Annotated in this window: 8 protein-coding genes; 5 read left to right on the top strand and 3 right to left on the bottom strand. The window is 66.0% G+C overall.

What is annotated here, in order from left to right; all coding sequences use genetic code 11:
- Positions 1-211: 211 nt before the first annotated feature.
- The 5 genes from N5E02_RS12460 (at position 212) to N5E02_RS12440 (ending at position 8494) form a co-directional block, all read left to right on the top strand.
- Positions 212-1597, top strand: a complete 1386-nt coding sequence (locus tag N5E02_RS12460) for an NAD-dependent succinate-semialdehyde dehydrogenase (RefSeq protein ID WP_065177620.1) — start codon at positions 212-214, stop codon at positions 1595-1597.
- Between the two features lie 63 nt (positions 1598-1660).
- A complete protein-coding gene (locus N5E02_RS12455) occupies positions 1661-3301 on the top strand; it encodes an acetolactate synthase large subunit (protein WP_065184933.1) in 1641 nt (546 codons plus the stop codon).
- Positions 3302-3461: 160 nt separating this feature from the next.
- Complete coding sequence (gene lysS / locus N5E02_RS12450) at positions 3462-4973, top strand: lysine--tRNA ligase (protein WP_053499438.1); 1512 nt, start codon at positions 3462-3464, stop codon at positions 4971-4973.
- A 204-nt stretch (positions 4974-5177) separates the two neighbouring features.
- Positions 5178-6323, top strand: coding sequence for a two-component system response regulator (locus N5E02_RS12445; protein ID WP_032954148.1), 1146 nt, complete (start codon positions 5178-5180; stop codon positions 6321-6323).
- Complete coding sequence (locus N5E02_RS12440) at positions 6320-8494, top strand: response regulator (RefSeq protein WP_279946309.1); 2175 nt, start codon at positions 6320-6322, stop codon at positions 8492-8494. The genes N5E02_RS12445 and N5E02_RS12440 overlap by 4 nt, the downstream gene beginning before the upstream one ends.
- A gap of 70 nt (positions 8495-8564) precedes the next feature.
- Here the strand turns inward: N5E02_RS12440 and N5E02_RS12435 are convergent, their stop codons facing one another.
- The 3 genes from N5E02_RS12435 to betA form a co-directional block, all read right to left on the bottom strand.
- The gene (locus N5E02_RS12435; protein ID WP_065184932.1) at positions 8565-9437 is read right to left on the bottom strand and encodes a crotonase/enoyl-CoA hydratase family protein; all 873 of its coding nucleotides are present in this window, start codon (positions 9435-9437) and stop codon (positions 8565-8567) included.
- Positions 9438-9598: 161 nt separating this feature from the next.
- Positions 9599-11275 (bottom strand): long-chain fatty acid--CoA ligase, encoded by a 1677-nt coding sequence (locus N5E02_RS12430; protein WP_065177624.1) that lies wholly within the window; start codon positions 11273-11275, stop codon positions 9599-9601.
- Positions 11276-11497: 222 nt separating this feature from the next.
- Complete coding sequence (betA, locus tag N5E02_RS12425) at positions 11498-13180, bottom strand: choline dehydrogenase (protein WP_005416392.1); 1683 nt, start codon at positions 13178-13180, stop codon at positions 11498-11500.
- Between the last annotated feature and the right edge of the window lie 40 nt (positions 13181-13220).

Here is a 13220-nt window from a genome sequence, read left to right as displayed (position 1 = left end):
CCCACCCCGCCATCCCACGGAATGCAGGCCTTTGACCTTGACGTTGCCCTGGCCTCTGCGGGTGCAGGGCGCAGCCCTGCAAACAGCCCCATTCAGACAGGTAAGTGCAGGTCACAGGATAAGCAGACGCCTTGTTGCCTCCGCCAATCGGGTTCACATTCCTGTGCAGAAGACGGGCCGCTGCCCGTTGCCGAGACAACAGGAGCCCTGCATGTCCGCTGCCCCCACCACCGCCATTTCCCGTGATCCGGCCACCGGCCAGCAGATCGCCAGCCACCCCTTCGCTACCGACGCCGAACTGGAAGCCATCCTCGATCGCGGCCAGGTCGGCTTTGCGGCCTGGAGCGTCAAGAGCCTCGAACAGCGCGCAGACGTACTGCGTGCAATGGCCGCCGTACTGCGGCGTGACCGTGAGAAGCTGGCCGCGCTGGCTACCGCCGAGATGGGCAAGGTGCAGGCCGAATCGCTGGCCGAGATCGAGAAGTGCGCCGTGCTGTGCGACTGGTACGCCGACCACGGTGCGCAGTTCCTGCGCGACGAGCCGACCCAGGTGCCCGACGACAAGGCCTATGTGGCCTACCTGCCGCTGGGCGTGGTGCTGGGCATCATGCCGTGGAACTTCCCGTACTGGCAGGTGATGCGTGCGGCGGTGCCGATCCTGATGGGCGGCAACGGCTTCCTGCTGAAGCCGGCCGAGAACATCGTCGGTACCGCGCAGCTGCTCGACGCGGCCTGGCGCGATGCCGGGCTGCCGGAAGGCACCTTCATCGCCGCCAACATCAGCCGCGAGGGCACCAGCCGCGCGATCGCCGATGATCGCATCGCCGCAGTGACCCTGACCGGCAGCGTGGCCGCAGGCCGCAGCATCGCCGCCCAGGCCGGGCAGGCGCTGAAGAAGGTGGTGCTGGAGCTGGGGGGCTCGGATCCGTTCATCGTGCTGGCCGACGCCGATCTGGACGCCGCCGTTGATGCGGCGGTGGCCTCGCGCTTCCAGAACACCGGGCAGGTCTGCATCGCCGGAAAGCGCATCATCGTCGAAGACGCGGTCTACGATCGTTTCGTGGCGCAGTTCTGCCAGAAGGTGCAGGCACTGACCATCGGCGATGGCCGCGACCCGGCCAACCGCATCGGCCCGATGGCGCGCCAGGACCTGCTGGAGCAGCTCGATGCGCAGGTACGGGCTTCGGTGGAGGCCGGTGCGCGGCTGCTGGTTGGCGGCCACCCGCTGGATCGCCCTGGAGCCTTCTATGCACCCACCGTGCTGGCCGACGTAGAGCCTGGCATGCAGGCCTTCGATACCGAGACCTTCGGGCCGGTGGCCTCGATCAGTCGCGCCCGCGACGCCGACCATGCGGTGGAACTGGCCAACCAGAGCGAATTCGGCCTGAGCGGCAACCTGTGGACCGGCGACCGCGCACGGGCCATGCAGCTGGCGCGCCGGCTGCAGACCGGCGGCGTGTTCGTCAACGGCTTCTCCGCTTCAGACCCGCGCGTGCCGATCGGCGGCGTGAAAAAGAGTGGCTTCGGTCGTGAGCTCTCGCACTTCGGCATCCGCGAATTCGTCAACGCGCAGACGGTGTGGTTCGACAAGCGTTGACGCGCGGCTCTCATCCTTCCTGCAACGATCCACCACCAGTCCAGCGAAAAGGACGGCATTCCAATGACCAAGGGTTCAGACCTGCTCGTCGCCGCGCTTGAGAACGAAGGCGTCGAGCGCATTTTCGGTATTCCCGGCGAAGAGAACCTCGACGTGGTCGAGTCGCTTCGTCATTCCAGCATCGAGCTGGTCATCACCCGCCACGAACAGGCAGCGGTGTTCATGGCTGCAACCTATGGCCGCCTGACCGGCAAGCCCGGCGTGTGCCTGGCCACGCTCGGCCCCGGCGCGCTCAACTTCACCACCGGCGCCGCCTATGCGCTGCTGGGTGCGTGGCCGGTGATCATGATCACCGGCCAGAAGGGCATCGTCGCCAGCAAGCAGGCGCGCTTCCAGATTGTCGACATCGTCGGCACGATGAAGCCGCTGACCAAGCAGGCGCGGCAGATCGTCTCGGCGCGCACGATCCCGACCATCGTCCGCGAGGCGTTCCGTGTCGCTCAGGAGGAGCGCCCGGGCCCGGTGCTGCTGGAGCTGCCCGAAGACATCGCGGCCGATGAGGTCGAGGGCGTGGCGCTGATTCCGCCGCATGCGGTGGACCGTCCCATTGCCAGCCCGGAGGCGCTGGATCGGGCGGCTGAGATCATCCGCAATGCCAAGCGGCCGTTGTTGATGATCGCATCGGCGGCGTCGCGACCGCAGTCCAGTGAAGCGCTGTCGGCCTTTGTGTTGCGCGCCGGCATCCCGTTCTTCACCACGCAGATGGGCAAGGGCGCGGTGGCCGGAGGTTCGGGCCTGTACATGGGCACCGCCGCGCTGACCGAGCGTGACTACGTGCACATGGCGATCGACCAGGCTGACGTGATCGTGACCATCGGCCACGAGGTGACCGAAAAGCCGCCGTTCGTGATGCGCCCGGGTGGCCCGACCGTGATCCATATCGGCTACTCGCAGGCGGCGGTGGAACAGGTGTACTTCCCGCAGGTGGAGGTGATCGGCGACATCGGCCGTTCGCTCACCCAACTGGCCGACCGCATCGAAGGCGCGGTGCCGAACGCCTATGCTTTGCTGCCGCTGCGCGCGACCATCCTCGAGCATCTGGCCGACCGCGCCGAAGAGGCCGGGTTCACACCGCAGCGGCTGGTGCACGACGTGCGCCAGGTGATGCCGCCGGACGGCATCGTGGCGCTGGACAACGGCATGTACAAGATCTGGTTCGCCCGCAACTACCGTACCCAGGTCGCCAACACATTGCTGCTGGACAACGCGCTGGCGACCATGGGCGCGGGCCTGCCATCGGCGATCATGGCCTCGATCCTGTATCCACAGCGGCGGGTGCTGGCGGTGTGTGGTGATGGTGGTTTCATGATGAACAGCCAGGAGCTGGAGACAGCGCGCCGGCTGGGGCTCAACCTGGTGGTGCTGATCCTCAATGACGGCGCCTACGGCATGATCCGCTGGAAGCAGGCGGTGGATGGCTTCACCGACTACGGCATGACCTTCAGCAACCCCGACTTCGTGAAGTACGCCGAGGCCTATGGCTGCAAGGGGCATGAGGTGACCGCCATCGAGCAGTTCATCCCGACCCTGCAGGCGGCCTTCAACGAGGGCGGGGTGCACCTGGTGTCGGTACCGATCGATTACTCGGAAAACCAGCGGGTGCTGGTGGACGAGCTGCGCCAGGCGTTCCCCGGGAACAGGTAGATATCCAGGGGCCAGGTAGGGTCCCGGATGGGGTCAGATCCCTTTGCTGCGCAAAGGGATCTGACCCCTCTCCCGGCTTGGGCAGGGCGGTTTTGGTATGCTGGGCAACCGGCTGTGCCGGGCGCAGCATCCCCCCTCACTACACGATTCCCGCAGATCCATGAGCGAAGCTACCGATACCCCCCCCGTCGACGAGAACAAGTTGATCGCCGAGCGCCGTGAGAAACTCAAAGCGCTGCGTGGGCAGGGCATCGCGTACCCGAACGATTTCCGTCGTGAGGACTTCGCCGGCCGCCTGCAGGACGAATTCGCCGATGCCGAACAGTGGACCGCCGAGGCGCTGGAAGGCAACGGCCGCCAGGTGAAGATGGCCGGCCGCCTGATGGCCAAGCGCATCATGGGCAAGGCGAGCTTCGCGCAGATCCAGGACGAGTCCGGCCGCATCCAGCTGTTCCTGCAGGGGGCCGTGCTGGGCGATGCCTACACCGCGTTCAAGGGCTGGGACGTGGGCGACATCATCGCCGTAGAAGGTGGCCTGACCCGCACCAAGACCGGCGAGCTGTCGGTCAAGGCCGAGTCGATCCGCCTGCTGACCAAGTCGCTGCGTCCGTTGCCGGACAAGTGGCATGGCCTGGCCGACGTCGAGCAGCGTTACCGCCAGCGTTACGTCGACCTGATCGTCACCCCGGAGTCGCGCGCGGTCTTCATCAAGCGCTCGAAGATCATCCGCGCCATGCGTGCGTGGCTGGACAACCGCGACTTCCTGGAAGTCGAGACGCCGATGATGCATTACATCCCCGGCGGCGCGGCGGCCAAGCCGTTCACCACCCACCACAACGCGCTGGACCTGGACCTGTACCTGCGCGTGGCGCCGGAGCTGTACCTCAAGCGCCTGACGGTGGGCGGCCTGGAGCGCGTGTACGAGATCAACCGCAACTTCCGCAACGAAGGCGTCAGCACCCGCCACAATCCAGAATTCACCATGATGGAGCTGTACGAGGCCTATGCCACGTACAACGAGATCATGGACCTGACCGAAGGCGTGATCCGTGACGTGGCCAGGACAGTCAACGGCAGCACCGAGGTCGAGTGGGACGGGGCGAAGATCGACCTGGGCCCGGCGTTCCGCCGCTGGCGCATGGACGAAGCCGTGCGCCACCACAACCCGGAAATCTCGGTTGCCGACTGCACCGACCGTGACGCGCTACTGCGCCATTGCGAGCGCTTGAACATCCGCGTCAAGCCGTCCTACGGCTGGGGCAAGCTGCTGCTTGAGATCTTCGAGGCCACCGTCGAGCACACCCTGATCCAGCCGACCTTCATCACCGACCATCCGGTGGAAGTCTCGCCGCTGGCCCGTGCCAACGACAATGATCCGGGCTACACCGACCGCTTCGAGCTGTTCGTCAACGGCAAGGAGCTGGCCAATGGCTTCTCCGAGTTGAACGACCCGGAAGACCAGGCCCAGCGCTTCCAGGCCCAGGTGGCCGCGAAGGAAGGTGGCGACGACGAGGCCATGCACTACGACGCCGACTACATCCGTGCGCTGGAGTACGGCATGGCCCCGACCGGCGGCCTGGGTATCGGCGTCGATCGTCTGGTGATGCTGCTGACCGGCAGCAGCTCGATCCGCGATGTGCTGCTGTTCCCGTACATGCGTCCGGAGCAGTAAGTCACCTTTTTGACTCCCGATTGTGCGCGCCGTCCCGAAACGAGACGGCGCGATTGACGCGTCCCGCACTCGGCGTATCGTAATTGCACTACCTTGACGCCTGCTATGGCTTGATCGGCGTTAGGGGAGGGCACGGTGTGGGGAGTCCGCTTCACATTGTGATGACGATCATGAATCGGGATGCACGACACGGGAGTCAGGCCGATGCAGGGTGCGAGCGTTCGCAGCGGCAGAGTATCCTCGCCTGCTGATGATCCAGCGTGGTCGAAAAACCAGGCAGAGTACGCGTTGAATATCGTCATCGTTGATGACCAGACTTCCGCCCGGACGATGCTGCGTCACGTCATCGAAGACATCGCGCCGGAACTGAGCGTGTATGACTTCGGCGATCCGCTGACCGCATTGGCCTGGTGTGAAGCCCATCCGGTCGACCTGCTGCTGCTCGATTACCGCATGCCGGAGATGGACGGGCTGGAATTCGCTCGCCGTTTCCGTCGGCTGCCCAAGCACCGCGACATTCCGGTGATCCTGATCACCGTGGTCGGTGACGAGCCGATCCGCCAGGCGGCACTGGAAGCCGGCGTCATCGACTTCCTGGTCAAGCCGATCCGCCCGCGCGAACTGCGTGCGCGCTGCTACAACCTGCTGCAGCTGCGCCAACAGACCGAGAACGTGAAGCAACGGGCGCTGTCGCTGGAGCAGCGCCTGCTGGCCAGCATGCATGAGGTCGAAGAGCGGGAGCGCGAAACGCTGTCGCGGCTGGCGCGGGCGATCGAGTTCCGTGATGCAGGCACCAGTGCCTATCTGGAGCGCATGGCGCGCGTGGCCGGCCTGATCGCCGACCAGCTCGGGCTGCCCGAGGAGGACGTGCGCCTGATCGAAATGGCTGCGCCGCTGCATGACATGGGCAAGATTGCCATTCCCGATGCGGTGCTGCTCAAGCAGGGCAAGCTCAACGAGGAGGAGCTGGCGATCATGCGCCGGCACCCGCGGATTGGCCATGAACTGCTGAGCGGCAGCCAGAATCGTTTCATCCAGGTTGGCGCCTTGATCGCACTGCGTCATCATGAGCGCTACGATGGCAGCGGCTATCCCGATGGGCTGGTCGGCGATGCGATTCCGCTGGAAGCGCGCATCGTGGCTGTCGCCGATGTCTTCGACGCCCTGATTTCGCCCCGTCCGTACAAGGAAGCATGGACCATGGAAGCCACCCTGGCTTATCTCTACGCCCAGCGTGGCCGGCTGTTCGATCCCCGATGTGTGGACGCGCTGCTGCGCGGCCGCGAACAGCTGGACCAGATCTGCGCCGAGCATTCGATGGCGTCCGCGCGCCCGGGGCTGGGCGCGTGAAACGGCTGTTGTCGCAGCTGCGGCTGCGCCTGTCCCAGCGCCAGGACAGCGAACACGGCCAGCAGATCGTCCGTATTGTCCTGATCAGCCTGATCCTGGCCTACGTGCTGTTGCAGGCGCCGCGCCACGATCTGCCGCACACGCAGTACGTGGGCGTGCTGGCGATCGTCTTGACCGGCCTGAGCCTGTCGCTGCTGCTGTTCGGCTGGCTGCTGTGGCGGCCGGCGCGTTCCGATCCCCGCCGCGTGCTGGGCATGCTCGCCGACTATGGCCTGATCGCTGCCGGCATGGTGCAGATGGGGGAGCCGCTGGCCTGGGTCTACATCGTGGTGATGTGGGTGACAGTCGGCAACGGCATGCGCTTCGGCAACCACTACCTGTACGTGGCGGTGGCGATGGCGATGGTGAGCTTCGGTTGCACGGTGCTGCTGACGCCTTACTGGCAACAGAATTTCCGTCTGGCCATCGGCCTCTGGCTCGGCCTGGCGGCGGTGCCGCTGTACTTCTCGACGCTGCTGCGGCAGCTGACCGAAGCGATGGCCGAGGCGCGCCGTGCCAGCGAGGCCAAGAGCCGTTTCCTGGCCAACATGAGCCACGAGTTCCGCACGCCGTTGAACGGCCTCAACGGCATGACCGAAGTACTGGCGACCACGCGCCTGGACGATGAGCAGCGCGAGTGCCTCAACACCATCCAGGCGTCTTCGCGCAGCCTGCTGGCGCTGGTGGAGGAAGTGCTGGACATCTCGGCCATCGAGGCCGGCAAGCTGCGCGTGGTGGCCGAAGACTTCGCCGTGGCCGACGTGATCCAGGCGATCGGGCTGATCCTGTTGCCGCAGGCCAAGGCCAAGCGCCTGGATTACCGGGTGAAGGTCGCCGATGGTGTGCCGCCCCGCGTGCGCGGAGACGTCGGGCACCTGCGGCAGATCCTGCTGAACCTGGCCGGCAACGCGGTCAAGTTCACCGATCACGGCCGGGTCGAAATCCGTGTCAGCGTGGTGCAGGCCGATACCAGTGGCGCGGTGCGGCTGCGCTTCGACATCCTCGACACCGGCATCGGTGTAGCGCCGGCCATGCGTGCGCGGCTGTTCGATGCCTTCGAGCAGGCTGACGTCAGCATGGCGCGTCGCCACGAGGGCACCGGGCTGGGCACGACCATCGCCAAGGGCCTGGTCGAAGCAATGGACGGCGATATCGGTTATCTGGAAAACCCGCCGCGCGGCAGCCATTTCTGGGTCGAGCTGCCGTTCGCGCCGCCGCAACCGCAGGTGCCGGGTGCGGTGCCGAGCCTGACCGGCGACGACGACGCGGGGCCGGGTGGCAACGTGATCGCATTTGCCGACCCGTTCCTGCGCCATCGCGCCCGCGTGCGCAGCATGCAGATCCTGGTGGCCGACGACCACGAGGCCAACCGCATGGTCCTGCAGCGCCTGCTGCAGAAGGCCGGGCATCGCGTGCTGTGCGTGGACGGCGGTGAGGCAGTGCTGGATGCGCTGGCCGACAGTGAATTCGATGCGGTCATCGTCGACCTGCACATGCCGGGCATGAGTGGGCTGGACATGCTGAAGGAGTTGCGGGTGATGCAGGCCGGCGGCGGTCCGCGCACGCCGGTGCTGGTGCTCAGTGCCGATGTCACGCCCGAGGCGATCCAGCGCTGCACCCAGGCTGGGGCGCATGCTTTCCTGGCCAAGCCCGTGGTGGCGGTGCGCCTGCTCGATACCCTGGCCGAGATCGCCAGCAACGCCCAGCTGAAGACCATGGCCGCACCGGTGGTGCGACCGATGGCGCTGCAGGATGGGGTGCTCGACAGCAGCGTGCTGGACGAGCTGGCCTCGCTGGGGATGGGCGAGGGCTTCGAACGTGAGTTCATCCGCCAGTGCCTGGAGGACGTGGCGGGCTGCATGGGCAAGGCCGAGCAGGCCGGTGAGGCCACGCAGTGGGATGTGTTCCGCGAACAATCCCACGCGATCAAGGGCGTGGCCAGCAACCTTGGCCTGATGCGCGCGTCCAACCGTGCCGGCGAGCTGATGCGGATGGCCGACTGGCAGCTGAAGACCGAATGGCGCCAGCGCCTGGGCATCCTGCAGGAGGCGATCAAGGAAGGCCGGCGCGCGCTGGAGGCACGGGCCGAACGCCGGCTGCGCGGCGCTGCCGACGATGGCGAGGCGCGTTGAACCACGGCAGGGTGCATAAAAAAAGCCCGGTGGCCAACCGGGCTTGAACCCATCCTGGGGGAGGGATGAATCAGGCCGCGTCGAGGCTGGCGCGACGGGTCTGGGCCTTGATCAGGCGGTCCATGGTGCGCAGCGAACGGTCGCCGAGGGCCAGGGCGGAATCGACCCAAACCTTGGTGATCTCCAGCAGTTCGTCGTAGCTGACCGGCTGGGCGATGGCGCGTGCGGCGTTCATCGCCAGATAGGACTGCGGTGTGCGCTGCTGCTGGCGGATCAGTTCTTCCACCGCCGCCCGGCCTTCGCCCTTCTTCACTAGCACGTCGACCACGCCCATCGCGTGCATCTCCTCGGCGCTGTAGACCCGGCCGTCGAGGATGATCTTCTCGGCGAGGTGGGGGGACACGCGCCGGCACAGGAAGGAGTACGCACCCATGCCCGGGAACAGGCCGAACAGCACCTCCGGCAGGCCCAGTCCGCTGCCTTCCTCGGCGACGATGGTGTGGCAGGCCAGGGCCATTTCCAGCCCGCCGCCGAGGGCGTCACCCTGGATCAGCGCGATCGAACGGACGTCGCCGCCGAACCCGGTGTGCAGGTGGTGCACGCCCTCCACGCAGCGCTGGGCATAGTTCAGCAGGAGGTCGCGGTTGCCTTCGCGGATCAGGCGTGTGAACAGGTCCAGGTCGCCGCCCAGATTGTAGGCGACGGCATCGGAGGCCAGCACGAAATGCCGCAATGTTCCGCTGTGGCGTTCGGCAGGGCTGCGGGTGATGGCCGCCATGTAGCTCCACATCTCGTCGAGCATGTCCTTGCGGCAGCAGGGGCGGATCCCGGTGGCGGCATCGGCGTGCATGAACAGCCAGTGGGCAGCGCCGCCGGCGCTGTCTTCGGTGCGGATGGTGGCGAACGGTGAGCCGCTTGAAGGCAGCTTTTCGATGGTACTCATGGAAGGGTCCTCGGCATGCGGCCCGCAGTGTCAGGTGGGTGGCCGGCGGGCCGAACGGTCCACACACGCGGCGATGCTACACCGCCCCAGGGGCGTCGCATGCGAAAGGGCCCGGGACGTTTCCGCCCCGGGCCCTGCATCGTTCAAATTGCCGCAAACCCTTACTGGGCGGGCGTATCGCGGAGTTCGCGGCGGAGGATCTTGCCGACATTGGTCTTCGGCAGCTCCTTTCGGAATTCAACGATTTTGGGGTGCTTGTAGCCGGTCAGGTTGGCCCGGGCATGCTCCTTGACCATTTCGGCGGTCAGGTTCGGGTCCTTCTTCACGATGACCACCTTGACCACTTCCCCGGACTTTTCGTCCGGCACGCCGACCGCGGCCACTTCCAGCACGCCCGGCATCATCGCGATCACGTCCTCGACTTCATTCGGGTACACGTTGAAGCCGGACACCAGGATCATGTCCTTCTTGCGGTCGACGATGTAGAAGAAGCCGTGTTCGTCCATCTTCGCCATGTCGCCGGTATGCAGCCAGCCGTCGGCATCGATCGCCTTGGCGGTTTCCTCCGGGCGCTGCCAGTAGCCCTTCATCACCTGCGGGCCCTTGATGCAGAGCTCGCCGACCTCGCCCAGCGGCAGGATGGCGCTGTTGTCGTCCTTGATGCAGGCATCGGTGGACGGGATCGGCAAGCCGATCGAGCCGTTGTATTCGGTCAGGGTGAGCGGGTTGATGCAGGCCGCCGGCGAGGTCTCGGTCAGGCCATACGCCTCGACCAGGGTCACCCCGGTGACCTTCTTCCAACGCTCGGCCACGGCGCGTTGCACCGCCATGCCGCCGCCCAGGGTGACCTTCAGCGAGGAAAAGTCGACCGTGTCGAAGCCGGGGGTGTTGAGCAGGCCATTGAACAGCGTGTTGACGCCGGTGATGGCGGTGAAGCGCACCGACTTGAGCTCCTTGACGAAGCCCTTCATGTCACGCGGATTGGTGATCAGGTGGTTGCAGCCACCGAACTTCATGAAGACCAGCCCGTTCGCGGTCAGTGCGAAGATGTGGTACAGCGGCAGGGCGGTGATGATCCACTCCTTGCCCATCTCGATGCCCGACGCACTGATCCAGGCCGAGGCCTGCTGCATGTTGGCGATCAGGTTGCGGTTGGTCAGCATCGCGCCCTTGGCCACGCCGGTGGTGCCGCCGGTGTACTGCAGGAACGCAATGTCGTCGTGGTCGATCTCGACCTGGGGCAGGCTGTGGCGGCTGCCGATCTTCAGCGCCTGGCGGAAGCGCACCGCGCCCTTGAGATGGTAGTTGGGCACCATCTTCTTGATGTACTTCAGCACGAAGTTGACGATCACGCCCTTGGCGCCAAGCAGGTCGCCCAGGCCGGTGGTGATCACGTGCTTGACCGGCGTATCGGCGATGACCTGCTCGACGGTGTCGCCGAAGTTGTCGACCACCACCAGTGCGGTCACGCCGGCATCGATCAGCTGGTGCTTGAGCTCGCGCGCGGTGTACAACGGATTGACATTGACCACGGTCAGGCCGGCGCGCAGCACGCCGAAGGTGGCCACCGGGTACTGCAGGCAGTTGGGCATCATCAGGGCGACGCGGTCACCCTTCTTGAGCTTGAGCTCTCCCAGCAGGTAGGCCGCGAACTGATTGACCAGCGCGTCGGTCTCGCCATAGGTGAGGACCTTGCCGAAGCTGGAGTAGGCGGGACGGTCGCGGAATTTCGCGACGGAAGCGTCGAAGACCGAAGCTACCGAATGGAACTCGTTGACGTCGATCTCGGCGGGAACGCCTTTCGGATAGCTCTGCAGCCAGGGACGATCCAGACTCATATTCCCCCTCCAGGAATCGTGATGTATTAGGTTCCGGCCCTGAGCGTATCGACAATGGCCGGTCATTGCAGCATACCCCGCCGTAGGGAAAACGCGAAGAGGCCCCGAAGGGCCTCTTTGCTGGGTAGTGCCGGCCGCTGGCCGGCATCTGTGCTCGATCGGGATTCCGGTTGGTGCCGGCCAGCGGCCGGCACTACCGTGGCGCCAACCGGGCCGCTTGCGTCAGCCCTGCTTGCGCACCGGTGCGCCGTTGGCCTTGTAGTACGGCGCAGTGCTGCGGGCCAGCGGGGTGCGGCCGCGGATCACGTCGGCCAGCTTCTCGGCCATCATGATGGTCGGCGCGTTGAGGTTGCCGGTCACCACCTGCGGCATGATCGAGGCATCGACGATGCGCAGGCCTTCCAGGCCGTGCACGCGACCCTGGCCATCGACCACCGCCATCGGGTCATCAGCATGGCCCATCTTGTTCGAGCACGACGGGTGGTAGGCGGTTTCGGCATGCTCGCGCACGAATGCATCGATCTGCGCGTCGGTCTGCAGTGCACTGCCCGGCGAGATCTCGCGGCCGCTGTACGGGGCCAGCGCCGGCTGCGCGAAGATCTCGCGGGTGATGCGGATCGCCGCGCGGAATTCGCGCCAGTCCTGCTCGTGCGACATGTAGTTGAACAGGATGCTCGGATGTTCGCGCGGGTCCTTCGAGCGCACATGGATGCGGCCACGGCTGGGCGAGCGCATCGAGCCGACGTGCATCTGGAAGCTGTGCGCCTTGATCGGGTTGGAGCCGTTGTAGTTGATCGCCACCGGCAGGAAGTGGTACTGCAGGTTCGGCCAGTCGAACTCGGCGTCGCTGCGGATGAAGCCACCGGCCTCGAACTGGTTGCTGGCGCCGATGCCGGTGCCCAGGAACAGCCACTCGGCACCGATCGCCGGCTGGTTGTACAGCTTCAGCGCCGGCGCCAGCGACACCGGCTTCTTGCATTCGTACTGCAGGTACATCTCAAGGTGATCCTGCAGGTTGGCGCCGACGCCGGGCAGGTGGTGCACCAGGTCGATGTCCAGGCTGCGCAGCAGGTCGGCCGGGCCGACACCCGAGCGCTGCAGGATCTGCGGCGAGGCGATGGCGCCGCCGCACAGCAGCACTTCGCGGCGGGCGGTGGCGCGCTGCGGCTGGTCGTTGTGCAGCCACTGCACGCCCACCGCGCGCTTGCCCGAGAACAGGATGCGGTCGGTCAGCGCGTGGGTGACGATGGTCAGGTTCGGGCGTGGCTTGGCCAGGTCCAGGTAGCCGCGGGCGGTGCTGGAACGACGGCCGTTCGGGGTCACCGTGCGGTCCATCGGGCCGAAGCCTTCCTGCTGATAGCCGTTGAGGTCGTCGGTGCGCGGGTAGCCGGCCTGCACGCCGGCTTCGACCATCGCAGCGAACAGTTCGTTGTTGCCGGCCTTCGGCGTGGTCACCCGCAGCGGGCCATCACCACCGTGGTAGTCGTTGGGGCCGATGTCGCGGGTTTCGGCCTTGCGGAAGTAGGGCAGGCAGTCCAGATAGGTCCAGTCTTCCAGGCCCGGCATGCTGGCCCAGTTGTCGTAGTCCATCGCGTTGCCGCGGATGTAGCACATGCCGTTGATCAGCGACGAGCCACCCAGGCCCTTGCCGCGGCCGCAGTCCATGCGGCGGTTGTTCATGAAGGGCTCCGGATCGGTCTTGTACGCCCAGTTGTAGCGCTTGCCCTGCAGCGGGAAGGCCAGTGCAGCCGGCATCTGGGTACGGAAGTCGAGCCGGTAGTCCGGGCCACCGGCTTCCAGCAGCAGCACGCTGACATCGGCATCTTCGGTGAGGCGGGTGGCCAGCACGTTGCCGGCTGAACCGGCGCCGATGATGATGTAGTCGTACTCGTTATGGGTGCTCATGGGTGTCTCCTGCAGGCCGGGGCGCGCTGCATGCAGGCGT

The sequence above is a fragment of the Stenotrophomonas sp. GD03777 genome, from assembly GCF_029842485.1.
GTDB classification, from domain to species: Bacteria; Pseudomonadota; Gammaproteobacteria; order Xanthomonadales; family Xanthomonadaceae; genus Stenotrophomonas; species Stenotrophomonas sepilia.
Note: the sequence above shows the minus strand (reverse complement) of the source record. Positions and strands in the feature narration are given on the sequence as shown.

Excerpts from the sequence above, each read along its gene's own strand:
- N5E02_RS12445 (WP_032954148.1), top strand. The coding sequence starts at position 5,178 with ATGCAGGGTGCGAGCGTTCGCAGCGGCAGAGTATCCTCGCCTGCTGAT.
- N5E02_RS12430 (WP_065177624.1), bottom strand. The coding sequence starts at position 11,275 with ATGAGTCTGGATCGTCCCTGGCTGCAGAGCTATCCGAAAGGCGTTCCC.
- N5E02_RS12435 (WP_065184932.1), bottom strand. The coding sequence starts at position 9,437 with ATGAGTACCATCGAAAAGCTGCCTTCAAGCGGCTCACCGTTCGCCACC.
- lysS (WP_053499438.1), top strand. The coding sequence starts at position 3,462 with ATGAGCGAAGCTACCGATACCCCCCCCGTCGACGAGAACAAGTTGATC.
- N5E02_RS12460 (WP_065177620.1), top strand. The coding sequence starts at position 212 with ATGTCCGCTGCCCCCACCACCGCCATTTCCCGTGATCCGGCCACCGGC.
- betA (WP_005416392.1), bottom strand. The coding sequence starts at position 13,180 with ATGAGCACCCATAACGAGTACGACTACATCATCATCGGCGCCGGTTCA.
- N5E02_RS12455 (WP_065184933.1), top strand. The coding sequence starts at position 1,661 with ATGACCAAGGGTTCAGACCTGCTCGTCGCCGCGCTTGAGAACGAAGGC.